This is a genomic window from Mangrovimonas futianensis, assembly GCF_021245805.1.
Lineage (GTDB): Bacteria > Bacteroidota > Bacteroidia > Flavobacteriales > Flavobacteriaceae > Mangrovimonas > Mangrovimonas futianensis.
This window is the reverse complement of record NZ_JAJJNF010000004.1, coordinates 40,846-67,331: the sequence shown is the minus strand read 5'-3', so window position 1 is coordinate 67,331 and position 26,486 is coordinate 40,846. Positions and strand designations below refer to the sequence as shown.

At 37.5% G+C, this 26,486-nt stretch carries 22 protein-coding genes; 12 read left to right on the top strand and 10 right to left on the bottom strand.

Features of this window, described 5'->3' with window-relative positions; genetic code table 11:
* Window positions 1-46 precede the first annotated feature (46 nt).
* Together LOK78_RS07615 and LOK78_RS07610 are read right to left on the bottom strand one after the other, a co-directional pair.
* Window positions 47-1,006, bottom strand: a complete 960-nt coding sequence (locus LOK78_RS07615) for an electron transfer flavoprotein subunit alpha/FixB family protein (protein WP_232395745.1) — start codon at window positions 1,004-1,006, stop codon at window positions 47-49.
* A gap of 25 nt (window positions 1,007-1,031) precedes the next feature.
* Entirely contained in the window at window positions 1,032-1,778 is a 747-nt protein-coding gene (locus LOK78_RS07610; RefSeq protein WP_053969787.1) for an electron transfer flavoprotein subunit beta/FixA family protein, read from the bottom strand.
* Window positions 1,779-2,040: 262 nt separating this feature from the next.
* On the opposite strand from LOK78_RS07610, the gene LOK78_RS07605 reads away from it, so the two are divergent.
* From LOK78_RS07605 to LOK78_RS07580, 6 genes are all read left to right on the top strand, one after another.
* Window positions 2,041-3,048 carry a pyruvate dehydrogenase complex E1 component subunit beta gene (locus LOK78_RS07605; RefSeq protein WP_255349982.1) on the top strand — a complete coding sequence of 336 codons (1,008 nt, stop codon included), beginning with the start codon at window positions 2,041-2,043 and terminating at the stop codon, window positions 3,046-3,048.
* Window positions 3,049-3,119: 71 nt separating this feature from the next.
* Window positions 3,120-5,621, top strand: a complete 2,502-nt coding sequence (locus LOK78_RS07600) for a DUF5686 and carboxypeptidase-like regulatory domain-containing protein (RefSeq protein ID WP_166962220.1) — start codon at window positions 3,120-3,122, stop codon at window positions 5,619-5,621.
* Between the two features lie 219 nt (window positions 5,622-5,840).
* Complete coding sequence (locus tag LOK78_RS07595) at window positions 5,841-6,437, top strand: DUF6705 family protein (protein ID WP_232395746.1); 597 nt, start codon at window positions 5,841-5,843, stop codon at window positions 6,435-6,437.
* A gap of 38 nt (window positions 6,438-6,475) precedes the next feature.
* Window positions 6,476-7,069: a DUF6705 family protein gene (locus LOK78_RS07590; RefSeq protein WP_232395747.1), complete on the top strand. Its 594-nt coding sequence runs from the start codon at window positions 6,476-6,478 to the stop codon at window positions 7,067-7,069.
* Between the two features lie 38 nt (window positions 7,070-7,107).
* The gene (locus LOK78_RS07585; protein ID WP_232395748.1) at window positions 7,108-7,716 is read left to right on the top strand and encodes a DUF6705 family protein; all 609 of its coding nucleotides are present in this window, start codon (window positions 7,108-7,110) and stop codon (window positions 7,714-7,716) included.
* 40 nt (window positions 7,717-7,756) lie between these two features.
* Window positions 7,757-8,353 (top strand): DUF6705 family protein, encoded by a 597-nt coding sequence (locus LOK78_RS07580; RefSeq protein WP_336245962.1) that lies wholly within the window; start codon window positions 7,757-7,759, stop codon window positions 8,351-8,353.
* Between the two features lie 39 nt (window positions 8,354-8,392).
* Here the strand turns inward: LOK78_RS07580 and LOK78_RS07575 are convergent, their stop codons facing one another.
* Window positions 8,393-10,615 carry a M1 family metallopeptidase gene (locus LOK78_RS07575; RefSeq protein ID WP_232395750.1) on the bottom strand — a complete coding sequence of 741 codons (2,223 nt, stop codon included), beginning with the start codon at window positions 10,613-10,615 and terminating at the stop codon, window positions 8,393-8,395.
* Window positions 10,616-10,834: 219 nt separating this feature from the next.
* Here LOK78_RS07575 and LOK78_RS07570 point away from each other — a divergent pair, with 219 nt between their 5' ends.
* From LOK78_RS07570 to LOK78_RS07560, 3 genes are all read left to right on the top strand, one after another.
* Window positions 10,835-11,362 (top strand): inorganic diphosphatase, encoded by a 528-nt coding sequence (locus tag LOK78_RS07570; protein ID WP_053969780.1) that lies wholly within the window; start codon window positions 10,835-10,837, stop codon window positions 11,360-11,362.
* 120 nt (window positions 11,363-11,482) lie between these two features.
* Window positions 11,483-13,876 (top strand): sodium-translocating pyrophosphatase, encoded by a 2,394-nt coding sequence (locus tag LOK78_RS07565; RefSeq protein WP_166962234.1) that lies wholly within the window; start codon window positions 11,483-11,485, stop codon window positions 13,874-13,876.
* 63 nt (window positions 13,877-13,939) lie between these two features.
* Window positions 13,940-14,944 (top strand): App1 family protein phosphatidate phosphatase, encoded by a 1,005-nt coding sequence (locus tag LOK78_RS07560; RefSeq protein WP_232634509.1) that lies wholly within the window; start codon window positions 13,940-13,942, stop codon window positions 14,942-14,944.
* Here LOK78_RS07560 and LOK78_RS07555 read toward each other — a convergent pair whose 3' ends face one another.
* The 4 genes from LOK78_RS07555 to LOK78_RS07540 are packed head-to-tail and all read right to left on the bottom strand — an operon-like array spanning window position 14,945 to window position 18,538.
* The gene (locus LOK78_RS07555) at window positions 14,945-15,559 is read right to left on the bottom strand and encodes a deoxynucleoside kinase (RefSeq protein WP_053969777.1); all 615 of its coding nucleotides are present in this window, start codon (window positions 15,557-15,559) and stop codon (window positions 14,945-14,947) included.
* Window positions 15,560-15,561: 2 nt separating this feature from the next.
* A complete protein-coding gene (locus tag LOK78_RS07550) occupies window positions 15,562-16,341 on the bottom strand; it encodes a hypothetical protein (protein WP_232395753.1) in 780 nt (259 codons plus the stop codon).
* A gap of 33 nt (window positions 16,342-16,374) precedes the next feature.
* Window positions 16,375-17,058 carry a response regulator transcription factor gene (locus LOK78_RS07545; RefSeq protein ID WP_232395754.1) on the bottom strand — a complete coding sequence of 228 codons (684 nt, stop codon included), beginning with the start codon at window positions 17,056-17,058 and terminating at the stop codon, window positions 16,375-16,377.
* Entirely contained in the window at window positions 17,051-18,538 is a 1,488-nt protein-coding gene (locus LOK78_RS07540) for a sensor histidine kinase (RefSeq protein WP_232634508.1), read from the bottom strand. Before LOK78_RS07540 ends, LOK78_RS07545 begins: the two co-directional genes overlap by 8 nt.
* 127 nt (window positions 18,539-18,665) lie before the next feature.
* On the opposite strand from LOK78_RS07540, the gene LOK78_RS07535 reads away from it, so the two are divergent.
* The 3 genes from LOK78_RS07535 to LOK78_RS07525 all read left to right on the top strand — a co-directional run bounded on the left by LOK78_RS07535 (window position 18,666) and on the right by LOK78_RS07525 (window position 23,237).
* Window positions 18,666-19,508: a GLPGLI family protein gene (locus LOK78_RS07535; protein ID WP_232405915.1), complete on the top strand. Its 843-nt coding sequence runs from the start codon at window positions 18,666-18,668 to the stop codon at window positions 19,506-19,508.
* Window positions 19,509-19,599: 91 nt separating this feature from the next.
* On the top strand, window positions 19,600-20,475 hold the full coding sequence (locus LOK78_RS07530; RefSeq protein ID WP_232634507.1) for a GLPGLI family protein: 876 nt from the start codon (window positions 19,600-19,602) through the stop codon (window positions 20,473-20,475).
* 32 nt (window positions 20,476-20,507) lie between these two features.
* Window positions 20,508-23,237, top strand: a complete 2,730-nt coding sequence (locus LOK78_RS07525; protein WP_232395758.1) for a carboxypeptidase regulatory-like domain-containing protein — start codon at window positions 20,508-20,510, stop codon at window positions 23,235-23,237.
* Window positions 23,238-23,292: 55 nt separating this feature from the next.
* Here the strand turns inward: LOK78_RS07525 and metK are convergent, their stop codons facing one another.
* The 3 genes from metK to LOK78_RS07510 form a co-directional block, all read right to left on the bottom strand.
* Window positions 23,293-24,546 (bottom strand): methionine adenosyltransferase, encoded by a 1,254-nt coding sequence (gene metK / locus LOK78_RS07520; RefSeq protein WP_232634506.1) that lies wholly within the window; start codon window positions 24,544-24,546, stop codon window positions 23,293-23,295.
* A 229-nt stretch (window positions 24,547-24,775) separates the two neighbouring features.
* On the bottom strand, window positions 24,776-26,014 hold the full coding sequence (locus tag LOK78_RS07515) for an ammonium transporter (protein WP_053969769.1): 1,239 nt from the start codon (window positions 26,012-26,014) through the stop codon (window positions 24,776-24,778).
* A 9-nt stretch (window positions 26,015-26,023) separates the two neighbouring features.
* Window positions 26,024-26,362 (bottom strand): P-II family nitrogen regulator, encoded by a 339-nt coding sequence (locus tag LOK78_RS07510; RefSeq protein WP_053969768.1) that lies wholly within the window; start codon window positions 26,360-26,362, stop codon window positions 26,024-26,026.
* Window positions 26,363-26,486 lie beyond the last annotated feature (124 nt).

Here is a 26,486-nt window from a genome sequence, read left to right as displayed (position 1 = left end):
CAAATTCAAACAGTCCTTTTAGACTTTACAATTTAATAAAAATATTTTATTGCTGAGCTTTAAACTCCTTTAATTTCTCTATTAATTGAGGAACCACTTCAAAGGCATCCCCTACAATCCCATAGTCTGCTGCTTTAAAGAAAGGAGCTTCTGGATCTGTATTGATAACCACCTTCACTTTAGAGGCATTAATTCCTGCTAAGTGCTGAATAGCTCCTGAAATACCAACGGCAATGTAAAGATTGGCAGCAACGGGTTTTCCGGTTTGTCCAACGTGTTCGCTATGTGGTCTCCATCCTAAATCACTAACGGGCTTGGAACAGGCAGTTGCCGCACCTAAAACATCGGCTAGTTCTTCAATCATACCCCAGTTCTCAGGTCCTTTAAGACCGCGCCCACCAGAGACAACGATTTCAGCATCGGCAATCGTTACTTTGCCAGTTACTTTATCAACAGATTCTACGGTGATTCCTAATTCAGGAATAGACGGAGAAAACGCTTCGGTTGTAGCGCTGGCTGAATTTTCTTTTAAACCAAAGGCATTTTTTGAAAGTCCTATCAATTTGACTTCCGTTTCAATAGCCGTATTAGCAAATGCTTTGTTTGTAAAGGTGTTTCTTTTAACGGTAAAGGGTTCTGTGCTTGAAGGGGCAGCTACAACATTTGGCACATAACCCGCATTCAAGTTGATGGATAAAATGGGAGCCAAATATTTACTATCGGCACTTGAACTTACAATCACTACTTTGGCGTTTTCATTTTCAGCAGCCTGGGCAATGACACTAGCATAAGCTTTGGCATTAAATGTATCAAGGGAATTATTTGTTACTTGTAAAACCTTATCCACACCATAGTTTCCTAAAACAGTGGTGTCATCTGCATTGATGGTAACAGCAGTTACGGTAGTGCCTAACTGGTCTGCAACTGTTTTGGCATAAGAAGCAACTTCCAATGCTGTTTTCTTAAAGGTTCCTTTATCTGATTCGGTATATACTAAAACTGACATGTTTTGAATTTTTCTTTTTGGGTTATTAAATAACTTTAGCGTCGTTGTGAAGTAATTCAACCAATTCCCCTACATTATCTGCAGAAACAAGTTTCACTTGTCCTTTAGGAGCTGGTTTTTCAAATGAAACTGAAGCAGTTTCAGCTGAAGCATCTACGGCATCAACTACGCTCAATGGTTTGGAACGTGCTGTCATGATTCCTCTCATATTAGGAATTCTTAAATCACTTTCTTCTACCAATCCTTTTTGGCCTCCAATAACCAAAGGTAAAGTGGTACTAACAGATTCTTTTCCACCGTCAATTTCTCTTACGGCTTTAACCGCATTTCCATCTATCTCTAAACTGATACAATTGTTTACAAAATTGGCATCTAAAAGCGCAGCTAACATACCTGGAACCATCCCTCCATTGTAATCAATGGATTCACGGCCAGCAATGACTAAATCATATCCGCCATTAGAAACTACTTGAGCTAGGTTTTTGGCTACTTGAAAGCCATCTTTAGCTTCTGTGTTAACTCTAATAGCCGTATCTGCACCAATAGCCAAAGCTTTTCTTAAAGTTGGTTCGGTTTCTGGTCCTCCTACATTAACAACGTCAACAGAAGCACCTTGTTTTTCTTTAAACCACATGGCTCTGGTTAAACCAAATTCATCATTTGGATTGATGACAAATTGAACCCCATTGGTGTCAAACTTGGTGTCACCATCCGTAAAATTAATTTTAGAGGTCGTATCAGGAACGTGACTAATACATACTAATATTTTCATATCTTCAGTTTAATTGTTTTGATTGTACTTTAAAGTGGCCACGAAGTTAAATAATTTCATTTGAATATTTGCTATGCATGCATAGCAAAATTTGAGATTTTAAGAAAAAACCTTCCTTTTTTAACAGAATACTGAATTGAAAAAGGGTTTTTTTAGGAATAATCTAAGTATTGGTGCATTTTAATTTTTCAGGATCGGAATTGCCTTGATAAGGGAACAAATCACCTTTTTAAGCCTATTATTTTCTGATTTATTATTATTTTTGCTATCCGATTTTAAAGTTAAGATATCAATGAAAACAATTCAATTTAGAGAAGCTGTCTGCGAAGCCATGAGCGAGGAAATGCGTCGTGACGAAAGCATTTACCTAATGGGTGAGGAAGTAGCAGAATATAACGGAGCCTATAAGGCCTCCAAAGGTATGTTGGATGAATTTGGTCCCAAGCGTGTTATTGATACCCCAATTGCCGAGTTAGGTTTTGCTGGAGTAGGTGTGGGGTCGACTATGACTGGTTGTAGGCCGATAATCGAATTTATGACCTTTAACTTCTCTTTAGTTGGAATTGATCAAATTATAAACAACGCGGCTAAAATCCGTCAAATGTCTGGTGGCCAATTTAAATGTCCAATTGTATTCCGTGGTCCAACGGCTTCTGCAGGTCAATTAGCAGCAACTCACTCCCAAGCGTTTGAAAGCTGGTATGCGAACACGCCAGGATTAAAAGTAATTGTACCTTCCAATCCATATGATGCTAAAGGATTATTGAAATCTGCCATTCGTGATGATGATCCAGTAATCTTTATGGAAAGTGAGCAAATGTATGGAGATAAAGGGGAAGTGCCAGAAGGGGAATACCTAATTCCAATTGGTGTTGCCGATATTAAGCGTGAAGGAACCGATGTCACCATCGTATCTTTTGGTAAGATTATCAAAGAGGCTTTCAAGGCAGCTGAAGAATTAGAAAAAGAAGGGATTTCTTGTGAGATTATCGACTTGAGAACCGTTCGCCCTATGGACCATGAGACCATTTTGAATTCTGTTAAGAAAACCAACCGTTTGGTTATTTTGGAAGAGGCCTGGCCATTTGGTAACGTAGCTACAGAGATTACCTATCAAGTGCAATCACAAGCCTTTGATTATTTGGATGCACCAATCGTTAAATTAAACACAGCAGATACACCAGCTCCTTACTCGCCAGTACTATTGGAAGCATGGTTGCCAAACAGCAACGATGTGGTTAAGGCCGTAAAGAAGGTGATGTATAAGTAACATATCAATATTTTTTACGTTATTTAAACTTCATTAGCATTTTTTGTTGATGAAGTTTTTTTTGTAAATACATGAAATACAATCTACTTGCTTTTTTATGCCTACTTGGAATAACTTTTGGATTTGCCCAATCTAAAGTTAGCGGTTATGTTATGGATGAAAAAGATGAGCCCATTGCTTATGCCAATGTGTTCTTTAAATCGTCATCAGAAGGAACCATAACCGACGAGAATGGGAAGTTTTATCTGCAATCCGATAACACCTGGGAAACATTGGTAGTTAGCTTTGTGGGCTATGAAACCATCGAATTACCTTTAGAAAAAAAAGTCAACTACAATCTGAAGTTTACCTTAATTGAGGAGGCGGCAGCTCTTAACGAGGTCGTCATATATACAGGGAAGCAATCCAAAAAGGAAGAAGAGAATCCTGCCATTGCCATATTGAAGAAAATTTGGGCTAGAAAGCGTTTCAATGGACTCAAACAATTCAAGCAATATGAATACGATAAGTATGAAAAGATTGAATTTGACCTAAACACCATTGATAGTGCCTTGATGAAAAGTAAACTTTTCAAAGGCATGGAATTTGTTTTTGAACAAACAGACACATCTTCGGTGACTGGGAAGACCTATCTCCCTATGTTTATAAACGAGGCTGTTAGCAAGGTTTACGGAGATAACACTACCAATAAGGTAAAGGAACAACTTAAAGGGAATAAAAACTCTGGATTTGATAACAACCAGATTGTTATTGATTTTATAGATGACCTGTATTCCGATTACAACATTTACGACAATTACCTTAAATTCTTTGACAAGAGTTTTGTAAGTCCTATTTCTAGGACAGGAATCAACACCTACAATTATGTGTTGATTGATAGTGCTTTTGTAGATAATAAATGGTGCTATAACATCGTGTATTATCCAAGACGGAAGAATGAGCTGACTTTTAAAGGAGATTTTTGGGTAAACGATACCACGTTTGCCATTAAGAATATCAACATGCACGCCTCAAAAAGTGCCAATATCAATTGGGTCAAGGATATTTATATTGAGCAGGATTTTGAGGTATTGAATGATTCGGTGTTTTTGATTAAGCGCGATTATTTCATGTCTGATTTTTCGTTTCAGAAAAAGGAAAAGGCACGAGGGGTTTACGGTAAAAGAACCACCTTGTATGATAACTATGTGTTTAATTTTAAAAGGCCCGAATCCTTTTACAAAGAAGAAGTTTATAACCCCAATGACCAAGCCTTTGAGAGAGATTCTACCTTCTGGCAAAAGCACCGTTTAGAGGAATTGAACAAGGATGAAAAAGGGATCTATACCATGTTGGATACCTTGCGGACTGTCAAGAAGTTTAAACGGCTTTACAGCATTGGTGAAATATTGGCGTCCGGCTACATTGAATTGGATGAAATCAATATGGATTACGGACCAATTTTTTCAACGTTCGGGTTTAATGAAGTAGAAGGCATGAGAATACGTACGGGGGGAAGAACTTATTTCACACCTCATGATCCGTGGCGTATTGAAGGTTTTGCGGCCTATGGCTTTAAGGACCAAAAATTCAAATATGGGATTTCTCTCAAAGCCATGATTGAGAAAAAAAACCGGTTGATTATTTCAGGAGGGTACCGAAAGGATGTCGAACAAATAGGGGTGAATCTTACGTCTTCACAGGACGTATTGGGCCGAAGTTTGGCTTCTTCCTCTTTGGTAACCACCAGTCCCAATGATAAATTGACCAAAATAGAATTGGGTGGATTGGCTGTAGATTTTGAGCCTATAAAAAACTTAGAATTCAGAATTACGGGGAACTACCGGGTTTTAGAATCGGCTTCACCTACCTTTAGTTTGGCCTATCGTGATCCAGAAGCACCCAATGGGGTGAATGATGTGGTCAAGCAATATGAAAGTACAGTGTCTTTGTCTTACTACCCCAACCGACGAATGACGGGTTACGGCGTGGAACGCTATGTGGTAAATGATTATTTCGCCCGCTTGTTTGTGCAGGTGGCAAGAGGAGATAAAGGTTTGCTCAATAGTGATTTTGACTATACCAAGCTGCAATTTTCCTATATGCAACCATGGCGAATTGGTGGCCTAGGTGTGTTAAATACGACTTTAGAAGCAGGAAAAACGTTTGGCGATGTACCTCTAGGATTGTTGAGTGTTATTCCTGGAAACCAATCCTATTTTTCTATCTATAATACGTTTTCCCAATTAGACTTTTACGAATTTGTAACGGATACTTATGCGTCTTTACATGCTGAGCACAACTTTAATGGACGCATTTTTTCCAGAATTCCGTTTTTGAGAAAATTGAATCTACGTGAAATAGTTGGGTTTAGAGCCGCTTGGGGAGACATATCAGATGCCAATATTTACTTGAATGAGCCCAACGGCATTCCGTTGATAGCGCCAACCGATAAGATTTATTATGAATACAGTTTTGGGGTTGGTAACATTTTTAGGGTATTTCGTATCGACTTTAACTTTAGAGGAAATTACAAAGATGCGCCCAACGCTCGAGATTTTGGGGTGACCGGTACTTTTGGGTTTAATTTTTAAGGGGTGCTACTTTAATAGTAAGTATTTTATTTCTAAATAATTACGGTAAAACCGTAACTTCTTCCATGTTGTTTTTCTTACATTTGGATCAAAAGCCAAGTTCCCTAATAGTTTTCACTTGCTAAACTAGATGGTTTACGAGTTAAGAGAACACATTCCCTCAAGAACTGTTTTTAATAGCACTAAAGATGTTTAATTTAATGGAGGAATAATCTATTTATGAAAGTATTGCTTCTGTTCTTAGGAATCTTAATCTGTTTATCATGTAAAGCACAAACCATTATTGTGCCCATTGGTAGTGGAGCTGATTTTGAGGATAATCAAGATTATTATATTAAGGACGTAAATAATGAATTTGAAAAATTTGTAGGAACCTGGCAATACCAAAATGGTAATTCTTACATAACCTTCAAGCTAAAAGAGAATGAACATTATCAAATTTCAAATAATAAAAAGTATGTAGACCTTTTAGTTGGTGAGTACCAATATGTTGAAAATGGTGAGGAAAAAGTTAATACACTTTTAGATTTTGATGACCCAGCAATAATGGGTTATAAGCATTCAATAAATGGTCGTGTATTTGTACATCAACTACCCAATTATTGCCTGGACAACAGTGACCCCTCTGAGGTTAAAATAGAATTAATAATACACCATCCAACAGATGAATATGCTCAAGGTAGGTTGATTTTACGTTACCTAAATGATAATGGTGTAGAAAAACTGGAAGCCTGTATTTATGATTATAGCATTTTAGGTGATGGCTCGGTTAGACTGGATATTCTAGATGGGAATTATGTCTTTATAAAACTGTAAAACCAAAGGCCAGACTAAAAAGTCTGGTTTCTAAAAAGATGAAAAATATTCTATGCTTAATAACATGCATAATAGGTTTAACTTCATGTAGTGCGCAAATAATTCCATTGGATAATGTTGAACATTTTGAAAACAGTCCAACCTATTATTTGAAAGATGTTGATAATGAATTTGATAACTTTGAAGGAACCTGGCAACATCAAAGTGGTAATACTTCTATAGTTTTAAAGTTAAAAAAGGAAATACATTATCAATTAAATAGCGGTAGTAATTATGAAGATTTATTGGTGGGTGAGTACCAATATGTTGAAAATGGAGTAGAAAAAGTAAATACCTTAATAGATTTAGACGATTTAGGTATTTCCGGATATACTCATAAAATTAGTGGTGGGATTTATGTACATCAACTACCCAATTATTGCCTGGACAACAGTGACCCCTCTGAGGTTAAAATAGAATTAATAATACACCATCCAACAGATGAATATGCCCAAGGTCGATTGATTTTACGTTACCTAAATAATAATGGCGTAGAAAAACTGGAAGCCTGTATTTATGATTATAGCATTTTAGGTGATGGCTCTGTTAGACTGGATATTCCAGATGGGAATTATGTCTTTATAAAACTGTAAAACCAAAGGCCAGACTAAAAAGTCTGGTTTCTAAAAAGATGAAAAATATTCTATGCTTAATAACCTGCATAATAGGTTTAACTTCATGTAGTGCGCAAACTCCCATAGTTTCAAGGGATTCTCAAATTCAAGGAAAAAGTGAAGGTACTTATTTTAAAGACCTAAATAACGAATTTGATAAATTTGTTGGCATCTGGGTTTATATTAATGGAGGAACAACTTTTACCATAAAGTTGCTTAAGAAGGAAATGGTTTATGATGGATCGGAATATTATTTTGATGAACTTTTTGGAGAATATAATTATTCACAAAATGGAACTGAAATTATTAATACACTACCCAGTTTAAGCCAATCACCAAATAATTTTGATATAAGAAATATAGGAGGTGGCCATATTCTTACTAATGAAAATTATCCGGAGTGTAATAATTGCTCGTCTAATGAGCGTAGGGTGATGCTTTATTTTAATGACCCCGAAAGGGAATATTTAGCAACTAAAATGGTGTTACGTTATGATGCAAACTCCTTTAATCCTGAGAAAATGAAGGTTACTATTTTTGAGAGTAGTAGCTCGATGCTACCTTATGAAGGTGCTCCAGATGAACATAGGGTGCCTTACGGTGAATATGAGATGATTAAACAGTAAAACAAAAGGGACATACTAAAAAGTCTCGTTTTTACAACTTATGAAAGCCATAAAACAAATTATAATATTTAGTGTAGTAATATTGGGAACTCAATGTATGTCGCAAAACCCAATCATCAATCTAGAAGATTGGCAAGAAAGTATAGACAATGCCTACTATAAAGACGGTAGCCAACTGCTTAATCCATTTGTAGGAACATGGGTGTTAGATAATGGCTCTCAATATTTAAAAATAGTATTTGAAAAAAAAGAGATGATTTATAATGGTAATTACTATGAAGACCTTTTAATTGGTGAATTTGCATATAAGGAGAATGGTATAGAATTAGCAAATACGCTTTATAAATTAACTAGCCTGTTGCCAGACACCTATAAACATAGCATTGAGGGCAATCACATACCTTTTACTCAACATAGTCCATTTGAAGCATTCACTACAGATATCTTTAGACTGAGTTTAATCATGAGTGAACCTAATGGAGCATCGAGCAATCTTTACTTAAGGACTGCTGAGGTAAATGGTCAAGAAGCAATTCAAATTTTTAAAAGAGGAGGGACAATTACCAAAATGGGAGAAGATCCTGGGTCACTAGAAGGAATCATTCCTGGAGGATATTATTATTTGATTAAACAGTAAAATCAAAAAAGGCAAGAGCTTTTGCCCTTGCCTTTAATTTTAATTCTTTTTCTCCTTAAACTTGTCAAACTGTGAAGCTTCTTCCGTTTTAGGGAAGCTGTTGTTAGCCGTTTCCACATCGGCAAATTCAAAATTAGGATCCAAGATCACCTGTTTTACTTCCTTATCTTTGACAAAGGTTTTGGTAATCTCATATTCATTATAGCGCCATACTTCAGCAGGCAAACGGTCTGTTTCGCTGCTTCCATCAGTATATTGCCATTCTATGGTTACTGGCATAACGAGTCCGCCCACATTTTTAATGGTTACTTCATAAATGTTTTTTCCAGATAGGTTGTTGCGTATTTGAGTTTCATCTAATCGGGATAAAAAACCACCGTAATTGTTATCTGGTGTTTCGGTCATGGTAATCATTTCAGGTCCGCCAGAGAAATCGGTAGCAACCGTTTTGGTATCCTGTCCTTCCACCTGTATCTTGGTCTTTTTTTGTTGGTCTTCAATGTTTTGGTCTTTTTCTTCCACTCTAAACCATTTTACCTGACTTAATTCCATGTCGGTTTTGTCGGTAGTAAAAAACCATCCGCGCCAAAACCAATCCAAATCGGTGGCAGTAGCATCTTCTAGGGTTCTAAACAAATCAGCTGGGTTGGGATGTTTGTATTTCCATCGGTTGGCATACTCCTTAAAAGCTTGGTCAAAGAGTTCTTTTCCGATGACTGAGTTTCTTAAAATTTGCAATCCAACTGTTGGTTTTTGATAAAAATTGGCTCCAAACTGTGTCAGCAATTCATTGTCTGAGGAGGTCATGATGGGTCTCATGATATCTTGGTTCCCATTCATAAAGGGAACGATGGATTTGGGAGTGGTATGGCTAAATTGCGGGTATTTCTCAGCAACTGTTCTTTGGTGTAAAAAGGTGTTAAGACCTTCATCCATCCACATCCATTGGCGCTCATCTGAACTTACAATCATGGGGAACCAATTGTGACCCACTTCATGAATGATAGTTCCAATCATTCCAGCTTTGGCCATATCGCTTATTTTTCCATTTTTTGGACGGCCACCATTAAAACTAATCATGGGGAATTCCATACCAATATTGGAAGTGTTTACCGAAATGGCAACTGGATAAGGGTATTCAAAAGTGGCTTCCGAATACACTTCCAAGGCAGCAACTACGGCTTTGGTTGATTCTTCTTCCCATACCGGAAGTCCCTCATTGGGATAAAAAGACATAGCCATGGTGACGTGGTCTGAAAACTGATGCGCTTGTGCATCCCAAATAAATTTTCTGGAGGTGGCCCAAGCAAAATCCCGAACATTTTCAGCCTTAAATTTCCAGGTTTTCATCTTACTGGATTTGCTCTGTTCATTTTTTAAGGCCTCTTCTGGAGTAATAATCAAGACTGGCGCGTCAAAAGACTTTTTCGCCTCGTCTAAACGTTTGCGTTGTTGCTTGGAAAGCACTTGATCCTCATTTTGAAGGGAACCGGTCGAGGCGACCACATGATCTTCGGGAACCGTGATTTCAACGTTGTAATTTCCAAACTCTAGCGCAAATTCACCCAGTCTTCTAAATTGTTTATTTTGCCAACCTTCGGTATCATTATATACGCACATCCTAGGAAACCAGTGGGCAATTAGAAATACAGCGTTGTTATCTTTTGGGAAATATTCGTAACCTTCGCGGGAAAGCATAAACATGCTTCGGTCTGTAATCGGGTAGGACCAAGATATTTGGAATTGGGTGGTTTCCCCAGATTTTAAAGGTGTATCCAAAAACACTTTCATCATAGTCTGGTTGACTAAAGTTTTAAGGTCTTTGCCAGAGGCATTTTTTACATATTTGATGGTGTGACCCGCAGGGAACTCAATGGCACGGGTTAAGTATTGCATGTTCAAACTGCTAATGGAGTCCCTAACACCACCAAAAGCATCGCCAAAACTTTCACCTTCTTTTTTATTGACATTCTGCTCAAGTTGCATCCATACATAGGTCAATTCGTCTGGGGAATTGTTGTAGTAAGTAATAGTTTCTTCACCGGACAAGACTTTCGTTTTTTCGTCAAGAGATGCTTTAATGTTGTAATCGGCGCGTTGTTGCCAGTAATCTCTGCCGGGAGCACCGCTAGCGGTTCTGTAGGTGCTAGGAGGTGTGATAAGGTTGTCAATGGGTTCAAACTTTCCTTGCCATGGTTGCTTTTGTGCATTAATAAGAAATGGAAGGATTAATAAGTTTAGTACAAGAAAGATACGTTTCATGAGGATGAAAAATTAAAGATGCAATTAAGGTACTAAATTTCCTTCGTACAATAAGCGTATGGAATTGGAATATTAATTAGGAGTATTTTAAGATTTATTAAGAAAACTATATTTAATTAACAAACTGTATTTGATTTTTTGTTGTTCAAAGTGTTTGGCTTCCATATCTTTGCATGCCCAGTATTATTATAAATTCGACATTCAATAATTAGTAAAATAATGACAGCTAAAAAAGATTTAACCTTTGATGTGTTAATAGAAATTCCAAAAGGTAGTAGAAATAAATACGAGTACGATTTTGATTTAAAGAAAATTAGATTTGATCGTATGTTGTTTTCTTCAATGATGTACCCAGGAGATTATGGGTTCATTCCTGAAACGTTAGCGTTAGATGGAGACCCATTAGACGTATTGATCATGGGGCATCAGCCAACATTCCCAATGTGCGTGATGGAGGTAAAACCAATTGGAGTTTTCCATATGACAGATGAAAAAGGGCCAGATGAGAAATTGATTTGTGTTCCTGTTTCAGACCCTATCTGGAGTAGCAAGAGTGATATCAGTGAATTGAACCAACACCGTTTGAAAGAAATCGAACACTTCTTTGAAGTTTATAAAGATTTGGAAGAAAAGAAAGTTGATGTTGGTGGATGGGGAAATGCCCAAGAAGCTTTGGATATTTACCACGATTGTTCTGAAAGATACGAGAACAGTGACCATAAAGAAACAGGTGATTTCACAATCTAAAAGATTTTAAATTAACGAATTCTCAAAAACCTCTTAATATTATTAAGGGGTTTTTTATTATCATTGTTTTTCCTACATTTAAACCAACAATATTTCAATTACTAATTTTAATTCAATTTTATGGAAAAGAATATGATTTTTGTGCCAATGGCATTGGCAATTCTTGGTCTGCTTTTCATGTTTGTAAAAATGGCATGGGTGAAAAAGCAAGCGCCGGGAAATGAGAGGATGCAGGAGATTTCAACTTCAATAAAGGAAGGTGCTCTCGCCTTTTTAAATGCCGAATATAAATTATTGGCAGTCTTTGTGTTGATTGCTTCGGTTGCCTTGTTTGCCATTTCGTATTTTGTTCCAACAACCCACTGGATTATTATTGTAGCTTTTATTTTTGGAGCTATTTTTTCTGCTTTGGCAGGTAATATAGGTATGCGTGTCGCTACCGAGGCCAATGCTAGAACAGCAGAAGCCGCTAAGACGAGTCTACCACAGGCATTAAAAGTGTCTTTTGGAGGTGGAACCGTCATGGGATTGGGAGTAGCTGGATTGGCTGTATTAGGTCTTAGCTTGTTCTTTTTCCTTTTTGTCAAAATGTTTATAACGGGTGAAGGTGTTTTCTATGAAGAAATGACCGTTGCATTGGAAGCTTTGGCTGGTTTCTCTCTTGGAGCTGAGTCTATTGCCTTATTTGCCCGTGTTGGAGGTGGTATATATACCAAAGCGGCTGATGTTGGCGCGGATTTGGTTGGTAAAGTAGAGGCTGGAATCCCGGAAGATGATCCAAGAAACCCGGCAACCATTGCAGATAATGTGGGTGATAATGTGGGAGATGTTGCTGGTATGGGTGCTGATTTGTTTGGTTCCTATGTGGCAACAGTTTTAGCATCCATGGTGTTAGGAAACTATATGATTCGGGATATTGCTGATATCTCAGGAGTTCCTTTTGCAGATAACTTTAGCAATATGGGGCCTATTTTGTTGCCTATCGTAATTGCTGGAGTTGGAATCGTTGCTTCTATTATAGGAACCCTATTGGTAAAAGTTTCCAGTAATGATGCTAAAGAGCCTCAAGTACAACGTGCATTGGACGTTGGGAACTGGACAGCAATTATTTTAACCTTGATTTCTAGTTATTTTCTGATTAAATGGATGCTGCCATCTGTAATCGATATGAAGTTCTTTGGGGAAGCCAATCCGGTTCAAATTTCTTCTATGAATGTGTTTTGGGCGACCCTAATCGGACTTTGTGTGGGTGCTTTGATAGCAACAGTTACAGAACACTATACCGCTCTGGGTAAAAAACCCGTATTTAGTATTGTACAGAATAGTTCAACAGGATCGGCAACCAATATTATTGCCGGACTTGCCATAGGGATGAAATCTACTTTCTTTTCGGTGATATTATTTGCTGCAGCAATTTTTGGTTCTTATGAATTGGCTGGTTTTTATGGAGTTGCCATTGCAGCTTCAGCCATGATGGCTACTACAGCGATGCAATTGGCTATTGACGCTTTTGGACCTATCGCTGATAATGCCGGTGGAGTAGCAGAAATGAGTGAGTTGGATCCTGAAGTAAGAGAACGTACTGATATTTTGGATTCTGTCGGAAATACTACAGCTGCCATTGGAAAAGGATTTGCTATCGCTTCAGCGGCTTTGACGGCTTTGGCATTGTTTGCGGCTTATGTGACCTTTACTGGAATTGAAGGAATCAATATTTTTAAAGCGGATGTATTGGCCATGTTATTTGTAGGTGGTATGATACCCGTTATATTTTCAGCTTTGGCTATGGAATCCGTTGGGAAAGCGGCCATGGAAATGGTAAAAGAGGTGAGAAGACAGTTTCGTGAGATTCCAGGGATTATGGAAGGGACTGGAAAACCAGAATATGCCAAATGTGTGGATATCTCAACCAAAGCGGCTTTAAGACAAATGATTTTACCTGGGTTAATTACCATTATTACACCTATTATTGTTGGCTTTGTCTTTGGTGCAGAACCATTGGGAGGTTACATGGCAGGAGTTTGTGTGAGTGGTGTAATGTGGGCCATCTTTCAAAATAATGCAGGAGGTGCATGGGATAATGCTAAAAAATCCTTTGAGGCCGGGGTAGAAATTGATGGGAAAATGACATACAAAGGAAGTGATGCTCATAAAGCAGCTGTAACAGGTGATACTGTGGGAGACCCATTTAAAGATACTTCTGGACCTTCCATGAATATTTTGATTAAATTGACTTGCTTGGTAGGTTTGGTGATAGCTCCAATATTGGGTGGACATTCTGAAGAAGGTGTTGCCCAAATGGATAAGCCACAAATAACCAAAGAAGTGAAAGTTGAAATGTCTGTTTTGGATGATAATTTGGCCAGGGCTATTGTTGAGACTACCACCGTTGAAAATGGGCAAGTTGTGGTAGACGAACGTGTTATTAGTGGTACAAAAGAAGAAGTTCAAGCTAAGTTGGAATCCTTGAAGGATGGAGCTTCCAATATTGAAATTGAAACTGAAGTGAACTAAACCTAGTTTAAAATATATAAGAACCACATCTGATTTGATGTGGTTTTTTTATTACTTTATATTATGACTTGGTTCAAAAAAGATCCCCTTCAGATTATTGTTTTCCAAACGTATGGAACAGATTCCCATTTTTATGCTCGGGGAAGGGCGCTTGAGGACGAATCCATTGACTTGGAAGATCAAAGTTTTTTCACGTTGTTGGTCAACTCTTGGAAGCGCTTTGAAACAGATGAGCTTAAAAGAGCACCGTTAAAAATACGTTTGCCAAATGGGAAAGTATATGAAGTATTAACAGATGACGGTGGTTATTTTCTATTGGACGAAAGGGTTCATGGCTTAACCGCCTATACTAATGAGGAATGTTGGTTGAAATTTGAAGTGTCTTACGGCGATTTTCAGCATAAGCATCCCATACAATCTGAGAACAGATTTCCAGGTGAGTTGTTGGTGCCGGATCTAGATTCCGATTTTGGGATTGTTTCAGATATTGATGATACCATCATTCATACGGGAGTGGCGTCTAAACTCAAGTGGCGTGTTTTATACAATACATTTTTAAAGCATGCTGGGAATCGGATTCCTTTAAAGGGGGCTCCCGAGTTTTATCATTTATTGCATCGCGGCACTACAGGAAAAAAAAGTAATCCCATCTTTTATGTAAGCCACAGTCCGTGGAATTTATACAGGTATTTGGAGTATTTTCTAAAGAAGAACAATTTTCCAAAAGGCCCCATTGTTTTGCGGACATTCCCTAGATTGTTCCGATTTAAAAAACGGGATGAAAAACCACACAAACAGAAGGAGATTGTCAATATTCTAAAAGCCTATCCCGATCTGAAATTTATCTTAATAGGGGATAGCGGCGAACATGATCCCGATATTTATATTGAAATAGCTGAATCACATCCAGACAGAATCCTAGCCATTTATTTGCGATCTGTAATACACGAAAAGAAATTACAGCGCGTAAAAAGCTTAATAAAGGATTATGTCAAAACGCCCGTTCTGCTGGTTAAGGACAGTGAACAAGCTATTTTTCACGCAAGGGAGAATGGGTTTGTGAAATGATTAGAATAATCCGTTGATTTCGGCGTCAATTCTATTGATGATGCTACCTAAGTCTTCTGGGTTGTCTACAAAGTCTAGCTTGTCTACATCAATAATCAGTAGATTACCCTTGTTGTAATTATGAATCCAGGCTTCATAACGCTCATTGAGCCTACTTAAATAATCAATGCTGATAGAATTTTCATAATCTCTACCGCGTTTATGAATTTGAGCCACCAAATTGGGGATAGTGCTTCTCAAATAGATCAGCAAATCGGGACCTTGAACCATCGTTTCCATCAAATCAAATAGGGAATGGTAGTTTTCAAAATCTCTATTGGTCATCAATCCCATGGCATGAAGGTTGGGCGCAAAAATATAGGCATCCTCATAGATGGTTCTGTCTTGAATGATGCTTTTACCACTTTCTCTAATTTGGAGTACTTGCCTAAAGCGACTGTTCAAAAAGTAAACTTGCAAATTGAAGCTCCAACGCTCCATTTGATTGTAAAAATCATCCAGGTAAGGGTTGTCTACCACATCTTCCAGTTGGGCTTCCCATTTAAAATGTTTGGCTAATAATTTGGTTAAGGTAGTTTTTCCGGCGCCTATGTTTCCTGCAACAGCAATATGCATCTCTAGTTAGATTTTAAGTGGATTTGGTTAAGAAATTTGGAATCGTAAATATACAAGGTTTCGTTGGTTACAAAAAACTGATTTATTAACAAATCGCCCAATACAAGAGGGGTGAAGGTTTCAAAATTTTTATCCAATTGAACCAGTGCTTGGTCCTTAAGAAGGTAGGTGGTTTCATTGAACATGGAAATTTTTGAATAACCGTCATTTGGTATTTTTTGAACCATACTTCCAAAATAGTTGTATTTGTACAAGAAGTTTTGAGTCAAGAGCCAACAAAAATTATAGTTACTTGTTATATCCAATACTTGGGAGCTTACTGGTACCGTTGTGGCTCGCACTTTTTTGGTTTTGTAATCATAGAGCTCCAATTTTTGGTTGTCCATATTAAAAAGCCATAGGGTATTGTCATTTCCAGTGGAAATATGACTCACATTTTTATAAGGATTGGTGGTGTTAAAATCAATTTTAAAAATTTCTGCCAAACGATTATCCAATATAATTACCGTATTGAAATCTTTATAGAATAAAAGCATTTTCAATGGGTTGAAGGTATTGGTAGATGTCATATTACCCAATTGAACGTTGCTGTAATTAATTTCCGAAGTATTCGATTTTTTATAAAATATATTATTCTTGGTGTAATATAAGGTCCCAAAATTATCAACACCTTCTAAGCGATCTACATCCAATGGCACTTTTTGAACCAATTCTCCACGGATGGAAGTTTGTCCTATCAGGAACAAGGGAAAAAGTAGGAGGGCAAATTGAATCCATTTCATACGGGATTGAAATTACAAAAATTGAAGCAGAAATCAGCAAACTAATTTGTAACCATATCCTCTAACATTGATAATTTGAATGTTACTATCCTGAATCAATTTTTTTCTCAATTTGGTGATAAACACATCCATGCTTCGGGCATTGAAAAAATCATCATTGCCCCAAAGTTTGTTCAGAATTAAAGAGCGATCTAATACCTGATTTTTATTTTTTACAAGATGGAACAATAAATGTGATTCGCGATGCGTCAATTGCTGAGGTTCTTCATGTTGGAATGTTAAGGTCTGTTTGGGGAAATCAAACTTGTAGTGGCCTATTTTCAAAACCTCCGAGTTTTTTTGCAGGTTAACTCTATTCAAAAGATTATTTATTCTAACGATGAGTTCCTCCATGCTGAAGGGTTTCTTGAGATAGTCGTTACCTCCTATGGTAAAGCCTTCCACCACATCTTGTGTTTGGGATTTGGCGGTTAAAAAGATTATGGGGATAGAGTCATTCATTGTCCTGATATCCTTAGCCAACGAAAAGCCATCTTTTTTTGGCATCATGACGTCCAAAACCAATAAATGGGGTTCCTGTTTTTGAAAGTTTTCCCAGGCAGCCTGTCCATCAAGGCAGTGGGTTACCTTAAAATTTCTGGTTTCCAAGCTCTCCTTGATGATCATCCCTAAAGCGGGTTCATCTTCGGCCAAAAGTATATGAATATCTTTATCCATGGGGAATGCTTATTGTAAAAGTGGTTTGTTTGGTGTTAGAATCTAAAGAGATGCTTCCATGGTGTTTTTCAATGATGGTTTTGGTGTAAAAGAGACCAATTCCAAAGCCTTTAACATCGTGGGTGTTTCCTTGTGGAACTCGGTAAAATTTATCAAAAATATGTTCTTTATGCAATTTGGAAATGCCTTTGCCATCATCAGAAATGGAAATTAAAACCCGTTTATTTTCTTTACTGAGGGTCATCTTGATGATGTCACCGCCATATTTTATAGCATTATCAAGAACATTATTTATGGCATTTTCAAAATGGAAAGCATCCAAAAGAGCGAAAATGTGTTCATCGGGGTGTGAAAAATGAATGGTTTTGTTCGTTTGTAATTGATGTTTCTGCTTTAATTGCAACAGGAGGTCATTGATATTGGTGGATTCTAGGTTGAGTTCCAAATCATGACTGTCCAAAGTGGCGGTTTCCAGCAATTTTTCCACCATCATATGTAATTTAGTTAATTGCTGGTTGGAAATGTTGAGGTACGATTCGGTTCGTTTTTGGTCGTTGAGTGCATTGAAATCTTTTAAACTTTCCAAGGCAACCCCAATTGTGGCGATAGGCGTTTTGAATTCATGGGTCATGTTACTAATCAAGTCATTTTTGACCTCGGCCAATTGCTTTTGGTTGCGAATGACTTTCAATAGATAAAAAAGACAGGCAATAACGCCTAAAATCAAGGTCAGGGATATCAAGATACCTAAGACCATTCTTTTCAGCAAAATGCTGGAAATGTTGGAAAATTGAATGGTCAATTGGCTGCCCTTGGGCAGAAAATTTGATTTTGATTGAGTTTCAAGATAAGGCGGTTCTAAGGTGTTGGGATTCCAAACATGGGCTTTTTTGGTTTCTTGATTCTTTGGTTTGAAACTTAGCTGGTAGGTGATGTCCAATTGCTTTCGGTTCAATTCCTTATTTACCAAATGAGAAAGATTATCTAACGAAATGGAATCTGAATTGATAGAAATCATCACCTTGGAAGTCAATTTTTTAATGTCTAAATACTGAACATTGTTTTTGATGTTAGATTGAATTAAAGAGTCCTTTTTTCTTTCCAAATCGCTTTGGGCAAGTTCCATAATGGAATCGGCACTATACCCCGTGTAAATTTTCACTCCCTTGATAGAATCTTTTGAAAAATTCAGTAACGATTTAGTGGAATCGAAATGTTTTAAAACTGAGGAAATTTTAGAATGTTCATGATCTGCGGAGCTTATGGTATCATTTACAAAGGAGAAAGCAAAAGTTGTTTTCTCTGCCAGTTGGGTGTAGTAATCGTCAACGGCTTTGTCTAGACTCGTTTGCACATCATTTACCAATTGGCGTCTGTGGCTTTGGTAGTTTTTGTAATTCCAATACCCTTGGATGCCTATGGTGCTAATTATAACCAAGACAATGACGTAAAGAATGATTTGATATTTGGAATGATTCATAAATCAAAAGTAGATGGAAATGAGAAACTAAACTAATCGGTTAACACACGTTAACACAGGTTAACCTTTTAAAAATTAAGCTTTTCCCATTTTTGTATGGTCAAATAACAAATCAAAAAACAACAGTATGAAATCAATAAGTAAAATTTTAGTCTTTGGACTCCTGTTAATGGGGTCCTGGGTATCCGCCCAAAATTTTGTTGGAGAGGCTACCTATAAAACCAAGAGGAAACTGAACATTCAGTTGGATAGCACCAAAGTGAATGGGGAAATGAGAACGCAACTTATGGAAATGCTCAAAAAACAATTTGAGAAAACTTACAAATTGACTTTCAATCAAGAGGCTTCTATCTATAAAGAGGAAGAAAGTTTGGGATTGCCAAACCCAACTGGAGCTCAAGTTATGATGGTTCGAGCCGATGGAGGTGATGGTGAGCTTTATAAGAATACAAAAGAAGGCCGTTATGTGAATCAATCGGAACTCATGGGGAAAATATTTTTAATTAAGGATGCCCTAGAACCTCACGATTGGAAGTTGGAGAAAGAAACCAAGAATATTGGGGACTATACCTGTTTTAAGGCTACCAAAACAATCGAGCGTGAAAAAAGGGAAGACACTATGAAGGTAAATGAAGATCCTGATTTTGAAATCAAGAATCATGAAACCGAAACGATTACTGTTACAGCTTGGTACACGCTACAAATCCCGGTAAATAGTGGTCCTGCATTGTACTTTGGATTGCCAGGTTTGATCTTGGAAGTGAATGATGGGGAGGAAACCACAATATGCTCCAAGATTGTATTAAATAGTAAAAAGGCAGATCAAATTGTTGAGCCCACAAGCGGGAAAGAAGTAACACAAAAGGAATTTGAAACTATCGCTGAAGAGAAATTAAAAGAGTTTCAAGAGCGCAATAGTTATAATCGTAAAAAGGATGGGAACAACATAGAAATTAGAATTGGGGGATGATTTTTTAAGTTTTTTTTAACATTTGAGGATTTAACTATTTGGGTTTAAATGAGTCCTATAGCTAACTTAAGTTAATTAAAAACAATCATCGATGAATTCTAGTACTACTCAGAGACTTCTGGTCATTCTATTATTTTTTTCAACTTTTATCCAAGCTCAAGACTTTCAAGGAAAGGCATTTTATGAATCCAAAACAACCATGGATATGGGTAATTTTGGAGGTAGAGAGATGTCTGAAGCACAGAAGAAGATGATGCAAGAGCGCATGAAAAGTTTTCTTGAAAAGACCTATGAACTAAGCTTTAATAGATTTGAGTCCATTTACAAAGAGCAGGAAAAATTGGATGCACCTGGTCAAGGAGGTGGATTCAGAATGATGGGGAGTTTTACTGCCGGCCCGCAATACAAGAATGTAAAAGATCAACAATTGTTGCAAGAACAGGAGTTTTTTGGAAAGAAATTTTTAATCAACGATTCCTTACCACAACTTAAATGGACTATGGGTTCAGAAACCAAGCAGATTGGTCAATACACATGTTTTAAGGCTACTGCCATAAAACCTGTGGATGAAATGGATTTTAGAAGTATGAGACGCCGTCGTGATAATGATGAAAAGAAAGAGGCAGAAAAGGAATCGGACTCAACGAAAGTAAAAGATCCTATGGATGAGATTGAAGTGCCTAAGGAAATAGAAGTAGTAGCTTGGTACACACCTCAAATACCAGTAAACCAAGGACCTGGTGAATATTGGGGGCTACCAGGTTTAATTTTAGAGGTTAATGCAGATAGAACTACCATTCTTTGCTCCAAAATAGTTTTAAATCCAGAAGAAAAAGAAGAAATCAAAAAACCTACAAAAGGCCAAGAGGTGACTCGCAAAGAGTATAACCAAATCATGAAAGATAAAATGGAAGAAATGCGCGAAATGTATGGTGGAAGACGTGGCGGAGGTGGTCATCGACGCTAATTTTAATATTACTTACCAATCAAAAAAATCAAATGAAACAAATAATAATTGTGCTATGCCTTATTATTAGCGGGCAAGCTTTTTCACAAATTACCCTTCAGGGTGTTGTAAAGGATAGTGTTGGAAACCCGTTGGAATTGGCTAATGTCATCGCCATAAACAAAGTAACCAATGCCTTGGAGTCTTATGGGATTACAAATGACAAAGGAAAATTCAAATTGGATTTGGAAACCAATTCCATGTATTCTATTCAAGTGAGTTATGTAGGAATGAAAACCTATAACGAAGAGGTGACCACGGGAGAGTCTAATGTCATCAAGGATTTTACTTTATCATCAGATAATACTTTGGATGAGGTTGAATTGGTTTATGAGATGCCAGTAACGGTTAAAGGGGATACGCTTGTTTATAATGCCGATTCCTTTAAATCAGGTACCGAACGTAAGCTTGAGGATGTTCTCAAAAAGTTGCCAGGAGTGGAAATTGATGATGATGGTCAAATAAAGGTGGAAGGAAAGACGGTTTCTAAAGTCATGGTCGAGGGTAAGGATTTTTTTGATGGGGATTCCAAATTGGCAACCAAAAATATTCCTTCAGATGCTGTAGACAAGGTTCAGGTTTTAAAAAACTTTGCTGAGGTAGGACAGCTTAGCGGCGTTCAAAACAATCAGGATAACATCGCCATCAACATCAAGCTGAAAGAAGGAAAGGATAACTTTTGGTTTGGAACAGTAACGGCTGGTGCTGGTTTGGCTAGTGAAGATGGTTTGTATTTGGTTCAGCCTAAGCTATTTTATTATAACCCGAAATACAGTATTAACTTCATTGGTGACTTAAATAATATCGGCGAGGTCGCTTTTACGCGTAGAGACTATTTTAATTTTTCTGGAGGATTCCGGATGCCTAGTCGTCAAAGTGGGACCAACATAAGCTTAGGGAATAATAATCTTGGTTTTTTAACTATGCAAAATAACCGAGCCAAGGAGATTAATTCAAAGTTCGCAGCTCTTAATTTTAGTTATTCTCCTAAAAAGACGTTAGACTTAAGTGGTTTTGCCATTTTTACCAGCAACCGTACTAGGATGCAGGAAAACAATTCCATACAGTATACGAATAGCAATCTGGGTATTCCAGATGAAGATACCCAGACCAATACCAACCAAAAAAGTGATTTGGGAATGGTCAAGTTAAGTGCTAAATACAAACCGAATTCCAGCAACCAATTGGATTACGATATTTTAGCAAGAACCTCAAAGGAGTCTCAGGATCAATATGTGGTGTCCTCTGTTTTGGGGAATACCGATCAATCGGAAAACTCAGATCCATATAGTATCAATCAGAATTTGAACTATTACTATACCCTAAACGATAAAAATATATTTGCCTTAGAGGTACAGCATTTGTTGCAGGATGAGGATCCCTTCTACAATGCAGTCTTGGAGAATATGGATGGACCTGATGATGCAGATAACTATTATTCAACCGCAAATGGTTTGGGGCTGGATTTAAATCAATCAGTTTATAATATCAATCAAGAAAAACGTGTTAAGACCAATCAGTTGGATGCTAAATTGGACTATTGGTATGTCTTGAATCAAAAAAGCAATTTGAACTTGACCTTAGGAACCATTTATAGCAATCAAAAATTCAACTCCAATATATTTCAATTGTTGGATAGTAATGAAACATTAGATCCTGCTCCCTCAATAAACGACGGACTCATAGGAAATGATATCAATTACACATTTTCTGATTTATATATGGGGTTACACTACCAACTAAAGGCTGGTATATTTACGTTTACCCCTGGTTTTTCGGTGCATTCCTATAGTTCAAAAAATGAACAATTCAACATTGATTATACCAATAACTTCTTCCAGTTTTTACCCGATTTTGACACGCGTATCCAATTGAAAAAAAGTGAGCATATCAACATAAACTACCGCATGCAAACACAATTTACCGATGTCAATCAGTTGGCAGAAGGAATAGTCATGAACAATTACAATTCCTTTTTTACGGGTAATTATGCTTTGGAAAATTCGTTGTCACATAATGTGAGTTTGACTTATTTCAGCTTTAATATGTTCAACTATACCAATGTGTTTGCCAACATCAATTATAACAAAAACATTGATCAAATACGTAATCAATCCATTTTTGAAGATGGTAGCGTGATTCGTTTGTCATCCCCTTTTAATTCTAATTTTTCTGATGAAAGTTTAAGTGCCAATGGTCGTTTTCAGCGTACTTTTAAAAAGTTGAGAGCCACGGCAAGTGCCAATTTTAGTTATACCAAGTTTAACCAGTTCATTAATGGACTTCGTTCTATCAATGAGAATTACAATCAAAACTACAGAATGCAATTGGGGTCCAATTTTAGGGAGGCTCCTAATTTTGAAGTGGGATACCGTTTTGGGATACAGGATTCCGATTTAGGAACTACCTATAACAAGACCTTTACCAATGCGCCAAGTGTCGAGTTTGATGCTTTAATTTGGAAGCGATTTACCTTTAGGACAGAGTATGCTTATACGCGTGTTAGTCCTCAAGATCGAGAGGCGCAGGTGTTTGATTTTTGGGATGCCAGTTTAAATTACCGTAAGGATCAAGATGCTAAGTGGGAGTTTGAGTTGAAGGCAACCAACTTGTTAAATACCCAGTCGCAGTCACAAACCAATGTGTCAGACTTTTCTATAAGTATCAACGATTACTACATACAGCCACGATTTATTACGTTAAGAGCGGTTTATAATTTATAAAACAAAAAAGCCTTCCAAGTTGGAAGGCTTTTTTTTATACTTAAAGGTATTCAGCTTATAAACCAAACGCTTCTTTTACTTGATCTATATAATCCAATTTTTCCCAAGTAAACAATTCCACATCTAGGGTAACGGTTTCCCCGTTAGGTTGTGAAAAGGTTTTGGTTACGATTTCGTTATCTCTTCCCATATGGCCATAGGCAGCAGTTTCACTATAGATGGGTTGTCTTAGTTTTAGGCGCTCTTCAATAGCTGCTGGTCTCATGTCAAAAATTTCAGAAACCTTTTTTGCAATCTCACCATCAGACAGGGCCAAATTTTTAGTACCGTAGGTATCTACAAAAATTCCCATTGGTTCCACGACTCCAATAGCATAGCTTACCTGTACCAATACCTCGTCACATACACCAGCTGCTACTAAGTTTTTAGCAATGTGTCTTGTGGCGTAAGCAGCACTTCGGTCAACCTTACTTGGGTCCTTACCTGAAAACGCTCCACCACCGTGTGCACCTTTACCCCCGTAAGTATCCACGATTATTTTTCTACCAGTTAAACCAGTATCCCCATGAGGTCCTCCAATGACAAACTTGCCAGTAGGATTGATGTGGTATTTGATATCGTCATTAAAAAGTTCTTGGTTGCGTTTAGGTAATTGAGCCACCACTCTTGGAATCAAGATGTTCTTAATGTCGGTTCTTATTTTTTCTAACATGGCCTCGTCCTCGTCAAACTCATCATGTTGCGTAGATACCACAATTGCTTCAATCCGTTGTGGAATATTGTCGTCGCTATATTCAATAGTTACCTGTGCTTTTGAATCGGGGCGTAAATAGGTAATGTCTTTATTTTCTCTTCTTAAAACAGCCAGTTCCTTCAAAATAACATGAGAAAGGTCTAATGCTAAAGGCATATAATTATTGGTCTCTTTGGTGGCGTATCCGAACATCATTCCCTGGTCACCGGCACCTTGCTCTTCCTTGCTAGCTCTATCAACTCCACGATTGATATCGTCAGATTGCTCGTGGATGGCAGAAAGTACCCCGCAGGAATTTCCGTCAAACATATACTCGCCTTTGGTGTAACCGATTTTATTGATAACGTCCCTGGCAATTTTTTGAACGTCTAAATAAGTATGTGATTTAACCTCGCCAGCCAAAATAACCTGTCCTGTAGTTACTAGCGTTTCGCAGGCAACTTTGGAATCCTTGTCAAAGGCCAAAAAGTTATCAATTAATGCATCGCTTATCTGATCTGCAATTTTATCTGGATGTCCTTCAGAAACACTTTCCGAAGTAAATAAATATGACATATTACTTTAATTTTTCCGAGAAAAGGAGAGGGATTGCAAGAGAATACTTGTAGCAAGTACTGCTTTAGCATTGTTTTATAGAGGTTGCAATCAGTTCAAATCTTTCCTCGTTATTAATATCGTGGGCAAAACTACGAATTTAATCTGTATTGAAAAACTAAAGTAAGTTAAAATGAAAAAGGGCCATTTGAAAAAAATGACCCTTAAAATATCTGATATTAAATGCTTTCTAATGTTCGTTCAAACGAAAGTCAGGATAGGCATCCATGCCATGTTCGTGAGCATCCAATCCTTCCAATTCCTCCCTTTCTGATACGCGAATACCCATGGTTTTTTTGAGGGTGAAAATGATGAGAAAAGCACAGGTGGAGCAAAAAATACCATAGCATGCAATCCCGATTAACTGACTTAAGAATTGATCCATTCCTGCCAAGTTTCCAAAGATTCCAACGGCAAGCGTTCCCCAGATTCCACATATTAAATGTACTGCAATAGCACCCACAGGGTCATCGAGTTTTAATTTATCAATCAAAGCAACACCTAAAACGATTATAATTCCGGCAACAACCCCAATAAATATGGCGTCAGATGGACTCATTTGGTCAGCTCCTGCTGTTATACCAACTAAACCGCCTAAAATACCATTCAGCAACATGGTTAAATCCATGTTTTTATACATCAAAGTTGAAAATATAGAGGCAGACATACCTCCCGCAGCTGCGGCCAAACATGTGGTAACTAAAGTAATTGAAGTGGCGCTTGGGTCGGCTGATAATACTGATCCACCATTGAATCCAAACCAACCTAACCATAAGATTAGGACCCCAGCTGTAGCTAGAGGAATGTTATGACCTGGAATGGCTTGTGGTTTGCCATTTTTGAATTTCCCAATTCTGGGGCCCAATAGGCAAACAGCAACCAAAGCTGCCCAACCCCCAACGGAGTGTACAAGGGTAGATCCTGCAAAATCATAAAAGGGAGTATCCATTTGATCCAAAAACCCCGTTCCCCATTTCCAAGAGCCCGCAATAGGATAAACCAAGCCTACGTAGATGATGGTGAAAATCATAAACGGGCCTATTTTTATACGTTCGGCAACGGCACCAGAAACGATAGTTGCTGCTGTGGCTGCAAACATACCTTGAAACAGGAAGTCGGTCCAATAAGTGTAACCGCCATCTGCATATTCAGCTGTCAAACCATTTTCAGGAAGGGAGAGTCCAAAAAGGTCAATGAAGTAATCTGGTAAAACACCTCCAAGACAAAAACTTCCAGGATACATCAGGTTGAAACCAATAATGTAGTAAAGAAGCAGTCCAGAAGTGATGATGAACATATTTTTAAATAGGATGTTGATGGTGTTTTTCTGTCTGGTTAAACCGATCTCCAAAAAACCAAAGCCTAGGTGCATAAAAAAAACCAAGGCGGTACAAATCATCATCCAAACATTGTTGATAGTTAATTCCATAGCTATTAATTATTTTAAAGTATCTCCTCCTTTTTCTCCTGTTCGTATTCTGTAAACTTCATTGATATCGCTTACAAAAATTTTCCCATCACCAACGTCACCCGTAGCAGCCGATTTTAAAATGGTCTTTATGGTGATTTCCTCAAAATCATCATTGACTACAATAGATAAATGGCGTCTTTGAATATCGCTGGTACTATAGGATACACCACGATAAACATGGCCCTCTTTTTCATTGCCTACTCCGGTGACATCCCAATAGGAAAAGAACATGACCCCAACCTCGTGTAAGGCTTCTTTGACTTCGCTGAATTTTGATTTTCTGATGATGGCTTCGATTTTTTTCATTTCAAAAAAATTAGAACAAATTTTTCGGGTGTAAATCTATAAAAAAAGACATTATACCCTAAAAAAATGATGGTTAAAACTTAGTAATTGATAAAAAATAGCATTCAACCCCTTTTAAAAATAG

Bases quoted from the DNA above. Each gene is read 5' to 3' on its own strand.
- LOK78_RS07570 (WP_053969780.1), top strand. From the start codon at position 10,835: ATGACAGCTAAAAAAGATTTAACCTTTGATGTGTTAATAGAAATTCCA.
- LOK78_RS07580 (WP_336245962.1), top strand. From the start codon at position 7,757: ATGAAAGCCATAAAACAAATTATAATATTTAGTGTAGTAATATTGGGA.
- LOK78_RS07510 (WP_053969768.1), bottom strand. From the start codon at position 26,362: ATGAAAAAAATCGAAGCCATCATCAGAAAATCAAAATTCAGCGAAGTC.
- LOK78_RS07515 (WP_053969769.1), bottom strand. From the start codon at position 26,014: ATGGAATTAACTATCAACAATGTTTGGATGATGATTTGTACCGCCTTG.
- metK (WP_232634506.1), bottom strand. From the start codon at position 24,546: ATGTCATATTTATTTACTTCGGAAAGTGTTTCTGAAGGACATCCAGAT.
- LOK78_RS07550 (WP_232395753.1), bottom strand. From the start codon at position 16,341: ATGAAATGGATTCAATTTGCCCTCCTACTTTTTCCCTTGTTCCTGATA.
- LOK78_RS07590 (WP_232395747.1), top strand. From the start codon at position 6,476: ATGAAAAATATTCTATGCTTAATAACATGCATAATAGGTTTAACTTCA.
- LOK78_RS07585 (WP_232395748.1), top strand. From the start codon at position 7,108: ATGAAAAATATTCTATGCTTAATAACCTGCATAATAGGTTTAACTTCA.
- LOK78_RS07575 (WP_232395750.1), bottom strand. From the start codon at position 10,615: ATGAAACGTATCTTTCTTGTACTAAACTTATTAATCCTTCCATTTCTT.
- LOK78_RS07540 (WP_232634508.1), bottom strand. From the start codon at position 18,538: ATGAATCATTCCAAATATCAAATCATTCTTTACGTCATTGTCTTGGTT.
- LOK78_RS07615 (WP_232395745.1), bottom strand. From the start codon at position 1,006: ATGTCAGTTTTAGTATATACCGAATCAGATAAAGGAACCTTTAAGAAA.
- LOK78_RS07595 (WP_232395746.1), top strand. From the start codon at position 5,841: ATGAAAGTATTGCTTCTGTTCTTAGGAATCTTAATCTGTTTATCATGT.
- LOK78_RS07535 (WP_232405915.1), top strand. From the start codon at position 18,666: ATGAAATCAATAAGTAAAATTTTAGTCTTTGGACTCCTGTTAATGGGG.
- LOK78_RS07560 (WP_232634509.1), top strand. From the start codon at position 13,940: ATGACTTGGTTCAAAAAAGATCCCCTTCAGATTATTGTTTTCCAAACG.
- LOK78_RS07545 (WP_232395754.1), bottom strand. From the start codon at position 17,058: ATGGATAAAGATATTCATATACTTTTGGCCGAAGATGAACCCGCTTTA.
- LOK78_RS07555 (WP_053969777.1), bottom strand. From the start codon at position 15,559: ATGCATATTGCTGTTGCAGGAAACATAGGCGCCGGAAAAACTACCTTA.
- LOK78_RS07600 (WP_166962220.1), top strand. From the start codon at position 3,120: ATGAAATACAATCTACTTGCTTTTTTATGCCTACTTGGAATAACTTTT.
- LOK78_RS07565 (WP_166962234.1), top strand. From the start codon at position 11,483: ATGGAAAAGAATATGATTTTTGTGCCAATGGCATTGGCAATTCTTGGT.
- LOK78_RS07530 (WP_232634507.1), top strand. From the start codon at position 19,600: ATGAATTCTAGTACTACTCAGAGACTTCTGGTCATTCTATTATTTTTT.
- LOK78_RS07610 (WP_053969787.1), bottom strand. From the start codon at position 1,778: ATGAAAATATTAGTATGTATTAGTCACGTTCCTGATACGACCTCTAAA.
- LOK78_RS07525 (WP_232395758.1), top strand. From the start codon at position 20,508: ATGAAACAAATAATAATTGTGCTATGCCTTATTATTAGCGGGCAAGCT.